Raw genomic sequence first — 16,995 nt, 5'->3', positions numbered from 1 at the left:
TTCTTTCACTTACACTTCTTCTGTTTCTACTACGTTCGCAAACAAACCATAAACATATTGTTCTGGATCAAACTGTTGCAGATCATCCATTTGCTCTCCTAGCCCAACAAATTTCACCGGAACATCCATTTCGTTACGAATCGCTAAGACGATACCACCTTTAGCAGTTCCATCTAACTTCGTTAAAACAATACCAGTAACATTCGTTGCTTCACGGAATGTTTTCGCTTGGCTTAAACCATTTTGCCCTGTTGTTGCATCAATAACAAGTAATACTTCATGAGGAGCCCCTGGTACTTCACGCTCAATTACACGCTTCACTTTCTCTAACTCATTCATTAAGTTTACTTTATTTTGTAAGCGTCCCGCTGTATCACATAGCAATACATCCACTTTACGGGCCTTTGCCGCTTGTACAGCATCATACATAACAGCCGCTGGATCAGATCCTGATCCTTGCTTAATTACTTCTACACCAACACGATCGCCCCATACTTCTAATTGCTCAATCGCCCCAGCACGGAATGTATCTCCTGCCGCCAATAGGACAGACTTACCTTCTGATTTAAATTTATGTGCAAGCTTACCAATCGTCGTCGTTTTCCCCACACCATTCACACCAACAAATAAAACTACTGTTAATTGATCCTCTTGTATATTAACTTCATTACTAAAATCGCTGTCACCTTTGTAAATGCCCACTAGCTTTTCAGAAATAACAGCCTGTACTTCTTTCGGATCTTGAATGTTACGACGTTGCACTTCTTCTTTCAACTGATCAATTAATTCCATCACTGTCGAAACTCCGACATCCGCACTAATTAAAATTTCTTCTAATTCTTCAAAGAAATCTTCGTCTATTTTGCGGTAACGGTACACTAAGTCATTTACTTTATCAGCAAATGAATTTCTCGTTTTTTCTAATCCTTGTTTAAACTTCTCTGTTACCGTATCCGTTTGTTTTGAAATTTTTTCTTTTAATTTTTTTAAAAAGCTCATACTTCCCATCCTTCCTATCTACTTGCAACAAGTTCTTCGCCATCATCTAAACGAACAGAAACAAGCTTCGACACCCCTGATTCTTGCATTGTTACACCGTACAATACATCAGACTCTTCCATTGTACCTTTTCGGTGTGTAATTACAATAAACTGCGTTTCATCACTAAATTTCTTTAAATACTGCGCAAAACGAGCAACGTTTGCCTCATCAAGAGCTGCTTCCACTTCATCTAGAACACAGAATGGAACTGGGCGTACTTTTAAAATACCAAATAAGAGCGCAATTGCCGTTAAAGCACGCTCTCCCCCTGAAAGTAAACCTAAATTTTGTAGTTTCTTCCCTGGTGGTTGCGCTACAATATCAATACCCGTATTTAGTAAATCTTCTGGGTTTGTCATTACTAAATCCGCTCTACCGCCCCCGAATAATTCAGAGAATACAGATTGAAACTCTGTTCGAATCCCTTCGAACGTAGTAGAAAAGCGTTTTTTCATCTCTTCATCCATTTCCGTAATAAGTTGATGCAATGTCGATTTCGCTTCTTCTAGGTCATCTCTTTGCTCTAATAAGAATGTATGGCGCTCTGCTACACGTTCATACTCATCAATTGCCCCTAAATTTACTGCGCCTAACTCTTCAATGGATAGTTTAATTAGTTTCACCTTTTTACGTGCATCTTCTGCAGGCATCATCATTGTATACTTAAGTTTTGCTGCTTCAAATGAAATAGTATATGTTTCACGTAAATGTTGCAATCTATTTTCCAGCTCTACATCAAGTCGGTTAATTTTCACTTCTTGATCTTTCAGCATCTCAAGAATATATTTATGTTTACCTATTGTTTCTTTCACACCGCGCTCTAAATGCTCGACTCTTTCTTGCAATGATACGCGTTGTTCACGACGAGAACGAATTAACTCCGAAGTTTGATTACGATCATACGCTTTCTTCTCAATCATATTCGTAATTTGTTCTTCGCCACTTGAATTAGATGTCATCTCTTGCTTTAAGAACGCTAAATCTTCTTTCGTTTTTACAAGCGTCGCATCAGTCTCTTCTTTTTCCTTCGTCAATCGTTCGACTTTTTCTTTTTGATTAGACAAACGTTGTTGTTGTTCAGCAGCTTGTACTTTTAGCTCCGTCATTTCCTTCTGAACTTTTTCTTTTGAAGAATATTGTTCACTTTTTTGTTTCGTTAAAACGACGATTTTACTATCTAATTCCCCAATCTCAGCTTGAAGAGTCGCTAAAATCTTTTCTAACTCTTCTTTGCGCCCTTGCATTTTTACTTGATCTTGTAAAAATCCTTCAATCTCTAAATCGTAAATCGATAAACGATCATTAATACGATGTTCATCTAATTCTAAACGATTAATTTCTTCTCTTAGCTTCTGTTCATCTACACGTTCGGTCTCTACACCTTGGCGTAGCTCTCGTATTTGTACTTCTTTTTCTTGAATCTCTTGCTTTACTGCTTTAACAAAGTTTTCTAGCTTCGTTGTTTTTTCTTCCATGTCAGTTAGCTTCTTAGTCCACTCTTCAAGTTCACGTTGACGTCCCAATAAAGAGGATTTCGCCTGTTTTACAGCTCCACCCGTCATAGAACCACCCGGGTTCACTACGTCACCTTCGAGTGTTACAATACGATAGCGGTATTGCAGTTGTTTCGCTAACTCATTTGCTCCGCGTAAATCTTTCGCAACAACAACTGTACCTAATAAACTTGAAACTACATTCTCATATTTATTATTGTACTGCACAAGTTCTGCCGCTACACCGACAAACGATGGATGCTGATTCACAATGCGTAATTGATCAAATGATAGCGATCGGCTTTTAATAACAGCTTGAGGTAAAAACGTTGCACGGCCATGTTTATTTTGCTTTAAAAATGCAATTGCATTACGAGCATGCTCTTCTGTTTGTACTACGATATGTTGCATCGCTGCCCCAAGGGCGATTTCCATTGCGATTTCATATTCTTTCGGCACAGTCAGAAGTTCTGCAACAGCTCCCTCAATACCTTGTAGTCTATTTTCTCTAGCCTTTAATACTTCACGTACCCCTTGATAGAAGCCAGAGTAGTCCTCTTGCATCTCTTCTAACATTTCTTTCCGAGAGCGCGCCTGTTGCACAAATTGATACGCTTGATACAGTTTCGTTTCATTTTCACTATACTGTGACTTACATTTCCCAAGTGCCATTTCTGTCTTCTGTATGTTAGAAATAATGCCAGCTATTTTCTCTCTCGCTTGCTCATAACTGTCTACAAGTTTCGCCTTTTTTGCTGTAATTTCCACACGCATCTGTACATACTTTTCATTTTCTTCATCAAGTCGTTCGTTTTTAGAGTTTTGCTGTTTTGATTGTTCTTCAATCATAGATAATTCATTACGAAGACTTGCTTGTTGATTTAAAAGTTCAATATAGTCACCTTTTAAATTCTCAATTTGTTCCTCTAAATTCTCAGCAAAAGTCGCAAGTAATTGCTCGTTATCATGCAATTTCTTCTCCAACTCTTTTACTTGATTCACAAATTGCATTAAAGCTTCTGTACTTGTTTCAATTTCGCCATCATAACTTGTAGTTTTCTCTGTTAACTCAACAATTAGCTTTTCAAGCTGCGCACAATGTGTCGTTGCATTTTGCTTTCTTTCCTTTAACAGCTCGCGTTGCCCTTCTAGTTTTTCTAGTTCTTTACTAGACAGAAGTAGAACTTCTTGTAAGGAATTTACAGATTCATCAACGGCTTGTAATTGCCCGCGTAATTCCTCAAGCTCTTCTTCACTTTTTTGTAAGTTCGCCGACATTTTAGCTTCTTCATCTTTATTATGCCCAAATTGATTTCGAAGCGCTTCCCACTTTTCATGTAATTCTTCAATTTCATGTACAATAAGCGCAGCTTCTACTTTCTCTAATTCTTCTTTTTTCTCAAGATAATCTTTCGCAATAGAAGCTTGTCTTTCTAGTGGTTCTACTTGACTACTTAATTCGTGAATAATATCTTGTACACGATTTAAGTTTTCTTGTGTTTCCGCCAATTTCCCTTCAGCTTTCTTTTTACGAAGTTTGTATTTCAGCACACCCGCAGCTTCTTCAAATACACCACGACGTTCTTCTGATTTACTACTCAAAATCTCTTCGACTTTCCCCTGGCTAATAATCGAAAAAGCTTCCCTTCCCATACCAGAGTCCATAAATAAATCAATAATATCTTTTAATCTACAAGATTGTTTATTAATATAAAAATCACTATCACCCGAACGAGATACACGACGCGTTACACACACCTCGTTATACTCAATCGGTAAGCGTTGGTCTTCATTATTTAAAGTTAATGTAACTTCAGCAACATTAACCGCTCTTCTCGTATCACTGCCGGCAAAAATAATATCCTCCATCTTTGCACCGCGTAATGACTTTGCAGATTGTTCACCAAGTACCCAGCGAATTGCATCAGTAATATTACTTTTCCCGCTCCCGTTAGGTCCTACTACAGAAGTTACACCTGGAACAAAATCGACAGATACACGTTCAGCAAAAGACTTAAATCCTGCTATTTCTAATCTTTTTAAAAACACGAAAGGCCTTCCTCCTATTCTCCGTTGTTGTAAACGTTGTCTGTACGAAAACAAACTACTATACGGATTTCCCACTCCTTTTATTTATAAATAAAAGGAAAGTTTCATTCTATGCATAAGGAATCCCCCTCATTCAAAGGGGGATTCCTCATGATTGTTCTTTTAATTTTTTCAATGCTTCTGCAGCAGCTTGTTGCTCTGCCTCTTTTTTTGACTTACCACTTCCAAGACCTAATGCCTCATTATTTAAAGTTACACGGGACACAAATTCTCGGTTGTGGGCCGGTCCTTTTTCTTGCAAAATTTGATACTCAATATTGCCACTACCATCACGCTGAATCAATTCTTGCAATTGACTCTTATAATCCATCACATGAGAAAAAGCACCTTCATTAATTTTTGGATATACAACTTCTTTTAAGTATCCCCAAACTGTTTCTAGCCCTTGATCAAGATAAAGGGCACCAATAAACGCTTCAAAGACATCCGCTAATAAAGCTGGTCGTTCACGTCCACCCGTCATTTCCTCACCTTTCCCTAATAAAACAAGGCTACCAAATGACATTTCGTTTGCAAAACGAACAAGAGATGGCTCACATACAATAGCTGCACGTAGTTTTGTTAACTCTCCTTCGCTCATTGTCGGATATTTTTGAAACAGATACTGTGATACAGTGAGTTCCAATACAGCATCGCCAAGAAACTCAAGACGCTCATTGTCCTCATGCGGTTTTTTTCGATGCTCATTCACATACGATGAATGCGTAAATGCTTGAATCAATAATTTTTCATCTGTAAACGTAATACCTATCTTTTCTTGAAATACTTTAAAAGCTTCACGATATTTTGCTTCGTATTTTTTTTCTTTATGTTTTCGGTACGGCATAGGTCCCTCCAGATATAAGCCGAGAAGCCCCGTTAAAAAACGGGACTTCACTTAAGCATTATAGATGACTCTCTATGTAAGTCACAGCATCGCCAACAGTAGCAATCTTTTCAGCATCTTCATCAGAAATTTCCATTTCAAATTCATCTTCTAATTGCATTACAAGTTCTACTACATCTAGGGAGTCTGCGCCTAAATCTTCTTTGAAGCTTGCAGCTGGTACTACTTCAGTTTCTTCTACTCCTAAACGATCAACGACAATTTTGGTTACACGCTCTAAAACATCTGCCATTCTATTCACCTCCCCTCAAATATTATATAAAATATTGTCCAAAAAAACTAGGTGAAATCGATTCTTTTATTACATTACCATACCGCCATCAACATTTAACGTTTGACCTGTAACATATTTACTTTGATCAGAAGCAAAAAACGTTACAGTATTTGCGATATCTTGTGCTTCTCCAAACTGAGCTGCAGGAATTAATTTTAACATTTCGGCTTTTATATTTTCATCTAATACATCCGTCATATCAGTCGCAATAAACCCTGGAGCAATTGCATTTACAGTAATATTTCGGCTCGCTAATTCTTTTGCTGATGTTTTTGTTAATCCAATTACACCAGCTTTAGCAGCAACATAATTTGCTTGTCCTGGGTTTCCTGTTACACCAACAACAGAAGCGATATTAATAATACGTCCATGACGTTGACGCATCATATAGCGCGATACTGCTTTCGTACATAAGAAAACACCTTTTAAGTTTGTATTAATAACTGTATCCCATTCTTCTTCTTTCATACGCATTAATAAATTATCTTTTGTTACACCAGCGTTATTTACAAGAATATCAACTTGTCCAAACGTATCTACAGTTTGTTTCACCATTGCAGTAACATCATCAGCATTTGCAACATCTGCTCTTACTGCAATGGCATCTGAACCCAATTTCTTTATTTCATCAACTACTTCATTCGCCTTTTGCTCATTACCAGCATAATTTACTACAACATTTGCCCCTTGTTTCGCTAAATCAATAGCAATCGCACGACCAATCCCACGTGAAGCACCAGTTACTAATGCTACTTTCCCTTTTAACATCAGCTTTCTCCTCTCAAATTTGAAATGGTATCTTTTAATGTCTCTTCATCATATACCGCATATGCTTTCACTGAAGAATCAATCGACTTCATAAGACCAGCAAGTACTTTTCCAGGTCCGATTTCAATAAATGTATCTACCCCTTGATTCACCATATACTCAATAGATGGGTACCATAATACAGGCGAATAGAGCTGTTCAATTAGCTTTGCTTGAATATCTGTACCACTCGTAATAACATCTGCCGTAACATTTGCAATAACAGGAATATTCGTGTCTTGAATTGTAATTTCATTTAAAACACTTTGGAATTTCTCAGCAGCTGGTTTCATAAGCGAGGAATGAAACGGTCCACTTACTTTGAGCGGAATTGCTCTTTTAGCACCATTTTCTTTCGCTCTTTGAGAAGCAAGTTCTACTCCTTGCTTTGTTCCAGAAATAACAATTTGCTTCGTACTATTCATATTAGCAATTTGCACTGCATATCCTTCACTTGTTACTTCTTCTGTAACTCGTTTCAGCATATCCGGATCCGCACCTAAAATAGCTGCCATTGCACCTTCCCCGCCTGGAACAGCTTCTTCCATATATTCCCCGCGTTTCCTTACAGCATATACAGCGTCTTCGAATGTTAATGCACCAGCAGCTACAAGAGCGCTATATTCACCTAAACTATGTCCTGCGACAAAATCAGGTGTAATATCATACTCCTTCAAAGCTGTTAAAATTGCAAAGCTCGTTGTTAATAGTGCCGGCTGCGCATTTGTCGTTAATGTTAAATTTTCTTGCGGTCCTTCAAAAATCACTTCTGAAAGAGAATCATGCAAAACCTCATCCGCTTTTGCAAACACTTTCGCAACCTCTTTATTATTCTCCGCTAACTGTCTACCCATTCCAACTGCCTGTGAACCTTGGCCCGGAAAAAGAAATGCTATTTTTCCCATTTCAAATCCTCCTCTTATTGAAGCGGCTCCTTCTCCATTACACTTGAAATTGTAGGAATTACTTCTTTCGCTACCATTTCTCTCGTTTGACGGATCGCACTAAATATCGATTGGTCATTAGAAGAACCGTGAGCCTTAATGACAGGAGCTTTCAATCCAAACAACGCCGCTCCTCCATACTCCGAATAATCCATTTTATCTTTCAATACCATAAGTTTTGGTTTTAATACCGCTGCTGCTAATTTGCTCGTAAACGAACTCATTAATTGTTCTTTTAACATAGAAAATAACGCAAGTGCTGTTCCTTCTAATGATTTTAGCGCTACATTACCCGTAAAACCATCACATACAACAACGTCTGCTACACCTTGCAATAAATCTCTTGATTCAACGTTTCCAACGAAATTAATTGGTGCATCCTTGAGCATAGCAAAGACTTGTTTTGAAAGCTCGTTTCCTTTACCATCCTCTGTTCCAACGTTTAAAAGTCCAACGCGTGGATTTTTAATTCCTCTTACCTTCTCTGCGTAAACAGAGCCCATTACTGCATATTGATATAAATGAATTGGTTTTGCATCAACGTTGGCTCCAACATCTAACATAACAAAACCTTCTCCATCAACAGTTGGCATTGTAGGCGATAAAGCTGGTCGTTCAATTCCTTCCATACGACCAACAACAAACAATCCAGCTGCCATCAAAGCTCCTGTACTACCTGCTGATATACAAGCATCCGCTACGCCGTCTTTTACTTGCTGCGCCGCTAGTACCATTGAAGCTTGTTTTTTTCGACGAACCGCTCTTACTGGTTCGTCTGTCGATTCGATTTTTTCGTCCGTATGAAGTATAGTAATTCGCTCTTCACTCGTTAAATATTGACGAATCCCCTCTTCTTTCCCTACTAACGTAATATGTAAATCTGAGTATTCCTTAATAGCTTTCATTGCTCCTAATACTACAGCCTTTGGTGCATGATCGCCGCCCATTGCATCTATTGCGATTTTCATAAGTTGTTACCTTCCTCACTATAATTACTAGATCGATACATTTCAAAAGTGCCTGTAAAGACAAGTTCTTCTCCAACAAAGCTACGCACTTTGACAACCGTCCGTCCTTTATCATTCTCTACATCTTCAACACGTACTTTTGCAACAACACGCTCTCCTAATTTTACAGGACGAATATATCGAATGGTGGACTTTGCAGTTAAAGCTAATTCTTCATCAATAACCGCAACAGCTAGTGAGTTTGCTTGTGCAAACAAATGATGCCCACGAGCAATTTGATTTCTTTTAAATACATGTTCCACCTTTACTTCAAAGATAGAAATCGCATGTCTATCTAATTCTATATCAATAATTTCTCCGACAACCTCTTCTAACGGTAAAGATTTCACATCTTCTTCATGTTGTTTTGTAGCCACATGCTTAATTCGTTCTCTTAATTCAGGAATAGATAATTCCATACGATCAAGACGAACAGTTTGTATGCTCACTTGAAATTTTTCCGCTAAATCTTCATCCGTTATAAAAGGATTCGTTTCTATTGTTTGTTGTAATAATTCTTGTCTTTCTTTTTTACTTCTTCTTTTTTTCATACCGCACCATCCATTTTTATGACTAGGTACTAAAAGTAGTATATAATCATTAAAAGTAGAATGCAACAAAAACTTTTGCAGACTCCTTTTAATCGAGCTTCTCTCCCTGGAACACACCTGTCCCATCAAGATAAGTACGCAGCGAAGCATACTGATCATTATGCCAAAACGCTTCTGAATCAACTAGTATCGCTGCATCTTGTCTTGCTGTTTCTAACGCCCGATAATCATGTACCATATCAGCAACCTTAAATTCTGGTAGACCACTTTGCTTACTTCCAAAGAAATCCCCAGGACCTCGTAACTCTAAATCTTTTTCTGACAATACAAATCCATCATTTGTTTCAGTCATAATGCGCATTCTTTCTTTTCCCGTTTCTGATTTCGGGTCCGCAATTAATAAACAATATGATTGTTCACTACCACGCCCAACACGCCCCCTCAGCTGATGGAGCTGCGATAAACCGAAACGTTCCGCGTCATAAATAACCATAACAGTCGCATTTGGTACATTCACGCCTACTTCAACAACTGTTGTCGACACAAGAATTTGCACTTTATTTTCACTAAACTGTCCCATTATCTCTTCTTTTTCTTGAGATGATAGTCTCCCATGCATTAATCCAACTTGGCATTTCCCTTGATAATGATGAGTCAGCATACTATGTAAGTCGATAGCATTTTGTACATCAAGCTTCTCAGACTCTTCAATAAGAGGGCAAATAACATATGCCTGTCTTCCTTTTTTTATCTCTTTCTCCACAAAGCCGAGGACACGATCTAACATATCATGTTTTGCCCAGTACGTTTCGATTACCTTTCTACCAGCTGGCATTTCGTCAATAATAGAAACGTCCATCTCTCCAAATGCAGTGATAGCTAACGTACGCGGGATTGGGGTCGCCGTCATAAACAATACATCTGGACTTTCACCTTTCTCACGTAAAACCCGGCGCTGCCCCACACCAAATCGATGCTGTTCATCGGTAATAACGAGACCTAACCTATGAAATATAACTTCGTCTTGAATTAAAGCGTGCGTTCCAACAAGGATGTCTACTTCTCCCTGTTCTAATCTCGACAAAATTTCTCGACGTCTCGCACCTTTAACAGAACTTGTTAGCAATTCAACCTTCATACCGAAATGTGAAAACGTCTCCGCGAGCGACTGATAATGTTGCTCGGCTAAAATTTCTGTAGGAACCATCAAAGCACCTTGATAATGAGCCAATTTCGCCGCATAAAGAGCAATCGCAGCCACAACTGTTTTCCCAGAACCTACATCCCCTTGCAATAATCGATTCATTCGGTACGGAGATATCATATCTTTCATTATTTCATCTACAACCCGGCGTTGTGCGCCAGTTAATGGAAACGGAAGCGCATCAGTAAACTCTTGCAATTCTACTAATGAAATTTCCTTTTTCGTCCCTTTCGAGTTTTCCCTTTCCATTTTCCGTAATGTTTGCATTTTCAACTGAAACAAGAAAAACTCCTCATATACAAAACGGCGACGCGCTTGCTTTAAGTCTTCCTGTCCCACTGGAAAATGTAACCCTCTGAGCGCTTCATAGCGTGATAATAATTTATATCGACTTAACAAACCATCTGGTAACACTTCGACTATAGAATCTCCATACTCCTTAAATGCTTGTGCAACAAACCGGCGCATCTGTTTTACTGTCAGTTTTCCTTTCACTGAATATACAGGTTCTACTTCTTGTTGTCGTACAACCGGTCCGAAATTCAGTTCTGATACAGCAATTGTTTGACGATGCTGATCCCATTTACCAGTAATCGTTACCGTTTCATCTAAATTTAACTTTTGTTTATAGTATGGTCTATTAAAACATACAGCTGTAATTAAATAACGACCGACGAGAACACGAACTGTAAGACGTGACTTCTTCTTCCCATAATATTGCAGTAAAGGAGCACTATGAACTTTCCCCTCAACCGTTACACGCTCGTCATGCTTTACTTCAGCAAGATCTTTCATCGCATAGTCTTCATAGCGGTACGGAAAATGTTCTAATAGATGAGAAACTGTATAAATTCCCATCTCGTGTAACAACTCAGATGTTTCTCCTCCGATTCCCTTTACATCCGTAACAGGAACTTGTACAACTTCATTCAAGATTCTCACGCTCCGTCACATTATTTTCTTTGATTCATTCTATTGATTATCCATTAATATCATTGACATCTGTAATCGCTCTCTTTCACCTTATATATTCTATCATAGGCATTCTAAGAGAAACTACTCTAATCCCTCTATATAAAGTGAAACTATAATCATTGGGGGGTTACGGGCAGTTATTCTCCCACTTAACTTCTTTGCTACAGCCGAATATAGGGGGTGGAAGTTTTACCGCCCACAAATAGCGGGATAAAACAAAGTTGTACAATACGTAAGAAAAGAGCCTCACTATTAGCAGCAAGGCTCTTTTCTATCATCAATATGCTAGCCTTTTGAATAAAAACTAGTAATAAACTTCATATCACTATTTCTTATCCATTAGCAAGTAAGTAACCCATTTATTTTCAAATCGAATCTTTTCTTATTCTACAGAGAAGATGAAAGAATACACCGGTTGGTTCCCTGCATGTACTTCTACTTCTGCATCTTCAAAGTTCTCTTCTACAAACGCAACTAATTTAGCCACTTCTTCATCTGTTGCATCTTCACCTTGTAGAATCGTTACGATTTCAGAATCCTCATCAATTAGCGCTTCTAGTAATTGCTTTGCAGCTCCTACTTTCTCAGCATTTGTAGATACAATTTTTCCATCTGCAATACACATGAAATCATCTTTTTGAATCGCTACACCGTCAATTTCCGTATCACGAACAGCATACGTAATCTGACCTGTTTTCACATGAGCTAAAGCTTCTTTCATGTTTTCTTCATTCTCTTCTAGCGTTCCAACTGGATTAAATGCTAACATTGCAGCCATACCTTGAGGAACTGTTTTTGAACGAATAACAATAACTTCTTGTTCTACAACTGACGCTGCTTGTTCTGCTGCCATCACGATATTCCCGTTATTTGGTAAGATGATGATTTTTTCAGCATTCGCCTCTTCAATCGCCTTCACAATATCCTCCGTACTCGGATTCATCGTTTGGCCACCTTCGATAACTTTCGTTGCACCAATGCTCTCAAATAGAGTTTTAATACCCGATCCCATAGCTACAGTTACAATACCATACGGTTGTTTCTCTATTGGCTGATTCGTTTGTTCAGGTACCATGGTAGGTTCATCTAATAAAGCAGTATGCTGTTCACGCATATTTTCTACTTTGATCTTAATTAGACTACCGTAACGTTGTCCATAGTTCATAGGATCTCCAGGATGTTCCGCATGAATATGAACCTTTACAACCTCATCATCCGATACAACAAGTAGTGAATCTCCGTACACACTAATATCTTCACGGAATTTTTGTTCAGAGAAATTATGTTCCTTCATTTTTTCAGGCTCTAATTTCACCATGAATTCCGTACAATATCCATACTTAATATCTTCTGTACTCAATTGGCTTTGTACACTACGGTGATGTTCTGCACGTACCATGTCATTCATAGATGATTGGGCAGGCATATTAGAAGAAATCGTTTCTCCTTTTAAGTCAGCTAAAAACCCTTCATATACAACAACAAGACCTTTACCACCGCTATCTACAACGCCAACTTGTTTTAATACAGGTAATAAATCTGGCGTACGATTTAACGATGCGTTCGCTTCTTTTACAACGTTTTCCATAAACAAAACAAAGTCGCGCTGTTTTTTCGCAACTGTCACTGCATATTTACCCGTTTCTCTTGCAACCGTTAAAATCGTTCCTTCAATTGGTTTCATAACCGCTTTGTAAGCTGCCTCTACTCCAGCTTCTAAAGCTGCAGCAAAATCAACTGTCGTTAATTCTTCTTTTTGTTCAATGGATTTAGAGAAACCACGGAATAACTGAGATAAAATAACCCCAGAGTTACCACGAGCTCCCATTAATAATCCTTTGGCTAAACTTACACCAACTTTACCAGCATGCTGTGAAGGATTTGCTTTCACTTCACGCGCGCCTGAAGTCATTGATAAGTTCATGTTTGTACCGGTATCGCCATCTGGAACTGGGAATACGTTTAATGCATCAACAAGCTGAACATTATTTGTTAAATTATTGGCTCCTTGAATGATCATTTGTGATAAACGTTTTCCATCAATTTTTTGAATTGACACAGATTTTCCTCCTTAATGCACATTACAAGTTTATTACTTTAACTCCTTGTACGTAGATGTTTACAGAATCTACTGCTAGTCCTACAGTTTGATCTAATGTATATTTCACTTTAGTCTGCACGTTATGTGCTACTTCTGAAATTTTCGTACCATAGCTCACAATAATATACATATCAATATGTACTTCATCTTCATTTTTACGAACAATAACGCCTCTAGTGAAGTTTTCTTTTCGTAAAATTTCTGTTAATCCATCTTTTAACTGATTTTTTGATGCCATACCTACGATACCGTAGCAATCTACTGCGGCACCTCCAGCAATTGTTGCAATTACATCTGTACTAATATCAATTTGACCGTACTTCGTTTTAATTTCAATTGACATCTCGTTTCCCCCTTCATAAATGGTGAAAGTGAGCTAGACTACTTTAGTTACTATCATATAATCTTTTTAAAGAAAATTCCATCGTTCTTTCTTTTTCACTCTCATATTTTATGTTTTAAATTACATTTTTTTATGATGAGCAAAATAGTCCATTGTTATTATACAACATGTACCACTATAATATGTCAAGCAATTTTTCTTGATTTCACCTTTTCTTCATTGACATATAGTGTCAAGTATTTTTTCTTGATTTCTTTTTCCTACGGTGTTGCATTCTCTTTTTAGTTGTGTTAAATTATAGTAGTGTTTTTAGCATCGCATAAAAGGCTAACATTGAAAAATTACGTATGTTACGGTAGTTAAGGGAGGGAAATATAAATGGCTCGTGTTTGTGCTATCACTGGAAGAAAAGCTCGTTCTGGTAACTCTCGTTCTCACGCAATGAACGCTACAAAACGTAAATGGGGCGCTAACCTTCAAAAAGTTCGCGTACGCATCGACGGAAAAGTTCAACGTGTTTACGTTTCTGCTAGAGCATTAAAATCTGGCAAAATCGAACGTGTTTAATAATAAAAAAAAGAGCCGCTAGGCTCTTTTTTTATTATACCATTGGAAAAAGCACCGGTAATAGGTGCTTTTTTTAGTCTTTTTTGAAGGTATTTAACATCGCACGAACAATTCCACCAAGAAATTTAGGTAACTTAATTGTATAAAATCTCATGGTTTCCCTCCTAATCCCCATTACTCCACTTGTTCACTATATGATGCAAGGAGCAAAATTGTTTCTTCAATCAGTGCTTCTTATCATCATTAATATGCCAGAAGTAAATGAAAAATTACCTTTTTCCTCAATGAGTTCATTACTAATACAAAGTGTCGATCCCCACTCTATTGTTTTATTAGTAAGAGGGTACTTAAAACCGTGAAGTGTAATACCTTCTACCCTTTCAGTAACTGGTACAAATGATACGTATGGAAAATGTTCGTTTCCTTCAATTATATACATACCAAACTTTTTCACCATTATTTCATTTTTATTGTCCACAATACACATTTCTATGTTTACTTCTAATCCCTTTAAAAGCATCTGAATATTTGCTAAACCATGATCAAGTCTTCCACCAGTAGCACCAAAAATACGAATTAACTTTGGTTTCTGTTCTAAAGCCCAGCTAATTGCAATTTCTAAATCTGTTTGATCTTTTTCTCGCGGGACAATATGTAATTCATTTGTTTGCTGCCTCATCCATGCTAATTCCTCATCAGTAACTGAATCATAATCCCCAAACGCAACAGACGGAGTGATTCCTCTTTTCAACAAACGGTACACTCCTCTATCAACGGCCGCCCAAACTACTTCTTCATTTTCATACCGAGAAAAATCTGCGCAGTATTCTGCAGGTCCTCCCGCTAAAATATGAATAATCATTTTTCCTTCCCCTTCTATTGTAAAAAGGCAATCTGCCATTCGGTAGATTGCCTTTCTCCTTATTTGTCACTCTAACATGTATAAATAGTGAAGTCTTAATGAACTAGAAGCTTCACTAGGATAAAGGTTCGTTCTTTATCCGCGAATTACACGAATTGCTTCACCGCGGTCTTTTTGATTGTATACTGCTGATCCCGCTACAAGAACATTCGCTCCTGCTTCAATACAAAGTCTTGCCGTTTCAGCGTTGACACCACCATCAACCTCAATTTCCACTTCTAGATTTCGCTCTTTAACCATTTCTGCAACTTGTTTGATTTTCGGTAATACAGAATGAATAAACTTCTGTCCGCCAAATCCAGGGTTTACTGTCATAAGTAATACCATGTCTATATCTTCTAATACATGCTCAATCGTTGAAACTGGAGTATGCGGATTTAATACAACCCCTGCTTTAATGTCATGAGATTTAATTAACTGAATTGTACGATGTAAATGAGGACACGCTTCTACGTGAACAGTAATAATATCCGCTCCCGCTTTTGCGAAAGTTGGGATATAGTTATCAGGATTTTCAATCATTAAATGTACATCTAACGGTAATGATGTAATCGGACGGATTGCTTCTACAATTAATGGTCCAATCGTAATATTTGGTACGAAATGCCCATCCATTACATCGACGTGAATGTAGTCAGCTCCGCCTTTTTCTACATCTTTAATCTCTTCCCCTAATCTTGAAAAATCTGCTGATAAAATCGATGGTGCAATTTTAATCATGACTAATACCTCGGCTTTCTCTCTCTAATTTCTTCTACGAATTGTTTGTAATTCTTATAACGATATTCGGTAATCTTTCCTTCTTCAACCGCAGCTTTCACCGCACATTTCGGTTCAGCAAGGTGTGTACACCCTCTAAATTTACAGTATTGGCTCGCTTCTTTCAACTCTGGAAAACAATATGTAAGATCTTCTACCTCTATATCTATGAAATCAAGCGAACTAAAACCAGGTGTATCCGCAACAAGTCCGCTTCCAACTGTAATTAATTCTACGTGTCTTGTCGTATGCTTTCCACGTCCTAAATGTGAAGAAATATCATTAGTTTTCAATTCTAAATCTGGACGTAATACATTTAGCATTGAAGATTTCCCAACACCAGATTGACCTGCAACGACGGAAATACAACCTTCTAAGAATGGTTTCAGAATATCAATACTTTCCGATGTATTTATAGAAGTAAACAACACATCATAACCCATTTCACGATAATCATTTGCATAAGATTCAACAGTTTCTCTCATTTTTTCATCTACTAAATCCATCTTACTAATACAAATAATTGGTTTGATGTTATGATATTCAATTAATACTAAAAATCGATCTAACAGTCCTGGATTAAAATCTGGTTCTACCGCTGAGAAAACAAGAATAGCTTGATCAACATTAGCAATAGGAGGTCTAACAAGTTCATTTTTCCGATCAAATACTTCTAACACATAACCCTCACTCGGATTATCCGCTTGAAAAACAACTTGGTCTCCTACAAGTGGCGTAATTTTATTCTTTCTAAATACACCACGCCCACGACATTGTGTAATCCCTTCCTCATTCTGCACATAATAAAACCCACTTAGAGCTTTTACAATTTTTCCTTCTGGCATATAATTCTCCTTTATTTTGTATAAAATGAAACTGCAATTAAATATGAATAGACTAGCGTTCTTTAAACAATTATTTCAAAGCCCACCAAATATATATCCAGGTTCATATATTTAATCTACCATCAAATTTGAAATATTATTTATAACAGTATCACTTTTACAGCTTT

Annotated in this window: 16 protein-coding genes; 1 reads left to right on the top strand and 15 read right to left on the bottom strand. The window is 37.6% G+C overall.

Annotated elements, in window-relative coordinates:
• Positions 1-9 precede the first annotated feature (9 nt).
• The 11 genes from ftsY to ABH959_RS07635 form a co-directional block, all read right to left on the bottom strand.
• The gene (ftsY, locus tag ABH959_RS07685) at positions 10-999 is read right to left on the bottom strand and encodes a signal recognition particle-docking protein FtsY (protein ID WP_002088200.1); all 990 of its coding nucleotides are present in this window, start codon (positions 997-999) and stop codon (positions 10-12) included.
• A 14-nt stretch (positions 1,000-1,013) separates the two neighbouring features.
• Positions 1,014-4,583: a chromosome segregation protein SMC gene (gene smc, locus ABH959_RS07680; RefSeq protein ID WP_113936794.1), complete on the bottom strand. Its 3,570-nt coding sequence runs from the start codon at positions 4,581-4,583 to the stop codon at positions 1,014-1,016.
• 148 nt (positions 4,584-4,731) lie between these two features.
• Positions 4,732-5,469, bottom strand: coding sequence for a ribonuclease III (gene rncS / locus ABH959_RS07675; RefSeq protein WP_113936793.1), 738 nt, complete (start codon positions 5,467-5,469; stop codon positions 4,732-4,734).
• Positions 5,470-5,527: 58 nt separating this feature from the next.
• Positions 5,528-5,761, bottom strand: a complete 234-nt coding sequence (gene acpP, locus ABH959_RS07670) for an acyl carrier protein (RefSeq protein ID WP_002014515.1) — start codon at positions 5,759-5,761, stop codon at positions 5,528-5,530.
• 69 nt (positions 5,762-5,830) lie between these two features.
• Positions 5,831-6,571 carry a 3-oxoacyl-[acyl-carrier-protein] reductase gene (gene fabG, locus ABH959_RS07665; protein WP_002014514.1) on the bottom strand — a complete coding sequence of 247 codons (741 nt, stop codon included), beginning with the start codon at positions 6,569-6,571 and terminating at the stop codon, positions 5,831-5,833.
• Positions 6,571-7,515 carry an ACP S-malonyltransferase gene (gene fabD / locus ABH959_RS07660; protein ID WP_113936792.1) on the bottom strand — a complete coding sequence of 315 codons (945 nt, stop codon included), beginning with the start codon at positions 7,513-7,515 and terminating at the stop codon, positions 6,571-6,573. Before fabD ends, fabG begins: the two co-directional genes overlap by 1 nt.
• A gap of 14 nt (positions 7,516-7,529) precedes the next feature.
• Positions 7,530-8,522, bottom strand: a complete 993-nt coding sequence (plsX, locus tag ABH959_RS07655; protein WP_002128828.1) for a phosphate acyltransferase PlsX — start codon at positions 8,520-8,522, stop codon at positions 7,530-7,532.
• Entirely contained in the window at positions 8,519-9,112 is a 594-nt protein-coding gene (fapR, locus tag ABH959_RS07650) for a transcription factor FapR (RefSeq protein ID WP_000747354.1), read from the bottom strand. Before fapR ends, plsX begins: the two co-directional genes overlap by 4 nt.
• Before the next feature lie 88 nt (positions 9,113-9,200).
• The gene (recG, locus tag ABH959_RS07645; RefSeq protein WP_002088208.1) at positions 9,201-11,249 is read right to left on the bottom strand and encodes an ATP-dependent DNA helicase RecG; all 2,049 of its coding nucleotides are present in this window, start codon (positions 11,247-11,249) and stop codon (positions 9,201-9,203) included.
• Positions 11,250-11,673: 424 nt separating this feature from the next.
• On the bottom strand, positions 11,674-13,350 hold the full coding sequence (locus tag ABH959_RS07640) for a DAK2 domain-containing protein (RefSeq protein WP_404492416.1): 1,677 nt from the start codon (positions 13,348-13,350) through the stop codon (positions 11,674-11,676).
• Positions 13,351-13,372: 22 nt separating this feature from the next.
• Positions 13,373-13,735: an Asp23/Gls24 family envelope stress response protein gene (locus tag ABH959_RS07635; RefSeq protein ID WP_002014507.1), complete on the bottom strand. Its 363-nt coding sequence runs from the start codon at positions 13,733-13,735 to the stop codon at positions 13,373-13,375.
• A gap of 378 nt (positions 13,736-14,113) precedes the next feature.
• On the opposite strand from ABH959_RS07635, the gene rpmB reads away from it, so the two are divergent.
• Entirely contained in the window at positions 14,114-14,302 is a 189-nt protein-coding gene (gene rpmB, locus ABH959_RS07630) for a 50S ribosomal protein L28 (protein ID WP_000124776.1), read from the top strand.
• A gap of 73 nt (positions 14,303-14,375) precedes the next feature.
• On the opposite strand, the gene spoVM is transcribed toward rpmB, so the two are convergent.
• The 4 genes from spoVM to rsgA form a co-directional block, all read right to left on the bottom strand.
• Positions 14,376-14,456, bottom strand: a complete 81-nt coding sequence (spoVM, locus tag ABH959_RS07625; RefSeq protein ID WP_001213599.1) for a stage V sporulation protein SpoVM — start codon at positions 14,454-14,456, stop codon at positions 14,376-14,378.
• Between the two features lie 66 nt (positions 14,457-14,522).
• Complete coding sequence (locus ABH959_RS07620; RefSeq protein ID WP_404492415.1) at positions 14,523-15,203, bottom strand: thiamine diphosphokinase; 681 nt, start codon at positions 15,201-15,203, stop codon at positions 14,523-14,525.
• Between the two features lie 96 nt (positions 15,204-15,299).
• Positions 15,300-15,944, bottom strand: a complete 645-nt coding sequence (gene rpe, locus ABH959_RS07615; RefSeq protein ID WP_002014505.1) for a ribulose-phosphate 3-epimerase — start codon at positions 15,942-15,944, stop codon at positions 15,300-15,302.
• Positions 15,945-15,946: 2 nt separating this feature from the next.
• Positions 15,947-16,828, bottom strand: a complete 882-nt coding sequence (gene rsgA / locus ABH959_RS07610) for a ribosome small subunit-dependent GTPase A (protein ID WP_002088214.1) — start codon at positions 16,826-16,828, stop codon at positions 15,947-15,949.
• Positions 16,829-16,995: the final 167 nt, after the last annotated feature.

The sequence above is a fragment of the Bacillus sp. RC51 genome (assembly GCF_044908115.1).
Lineage (GTDB): Bacteria > Bacillota > Bacilli > Bacillales > Bacillaceae_G > Bacillus_A > Bacillus_A mycoides.
Note: the sequence above shows the minus strand (reverse complement) of the source record. Positions and strands in the feature narration are given on the sequence as shown.

Excerpts from the sequence above, each read along its gene's own strand:
- fabG (WP_002014514.1), bottom strand. The coding sequence starts at position 6,571 with ATGTTAAAAGGGAAAGTAGCATTAGTAACTGGTGCTTCACGTGGGATT.
- rpmB (WP_000124776.1), top strand. The coding sequence starts at position 14,114 with ATGGCTCGTGTTTGTGCTATCACTGGAAGAAAAGCTCGTTCTGGTAAC.
- fapR (WP_000747354.1), bottom strand. The coding sequence starts at position 9,112 with ATGAAAAAAAGAAGAAGTAAAAAAGAAAGACAAGAATTATTACAACAA.
- rncS (WP_113936793.1), bottom strand. The coding sequence starts at position 5,469 with ATGCCGTACCGAAAACATAAAGAAAAAAAATACGAAGCAAAATATCGT.
- plsX (WP_002128828.1), bottom strand. The coding sequence starts at position 8,522 with ATGAAAATCGCAATAGATGCAATGGGCGGCGATCATGCACCAAAGGCT.
- fabD (WP_113936792.1), bottom strand. The coding sequence starts at position 7,515 with ATGGGAAAAATAGCATTTCTTTTTCCGGGCCAAGGTTCACAGGCAGTT.
- ABH959_RS07620 (WP_404492415.1), bottom strand. The coding sequence starts at position 15,203 with ATGGCAGATTGCCTTTTTACAATAGAAGGGGAAGGAAAAATGATTATT.
- rpe (WP_002014505.1), bottom strand. The coding sequence starts at position 15,944 with ATGATTAAAATTGCACCATCGATTTTATCAGCAGATTTTTCAAGATTA.
- ftsY (WP_002088200.1), bottom strand. The coding sequence starts at position 999 with ATGAGCTTTTTAAAAAAATTAAAAGAAAAAATTTCAAAACAAACGGAT.
- acpP (WP_002014515.1), bottom strand. The coding sequence starts at position 5,761 with ATGGCAGATGTTTTAGAGCGTGTAACCAAAATTGTCGTTGATCGTTTA.
- rsgA (WP_002088214.1), bottom strand. The coding sequence starts at position 16,828 with ATGCCAGAAGGAAAAATTGTAAAAGCTCTAAGTGGGTTTTATTATGTG.
- ABH959_RS07635 (WP_002014507.1), bottom strand. The coding sequence starts at position 13,735 with ATGTCAATTGAAATTAAAACGAAGTACGGTCAAATTGATATTAGTACA.
- spoVM (WP_001213599.1), bottom strand. The coding sequence starts at position 14,456 with ATGAGATTTTATACAATTAAGTTACCTAAATTTCTTGGTGGAATTGTT.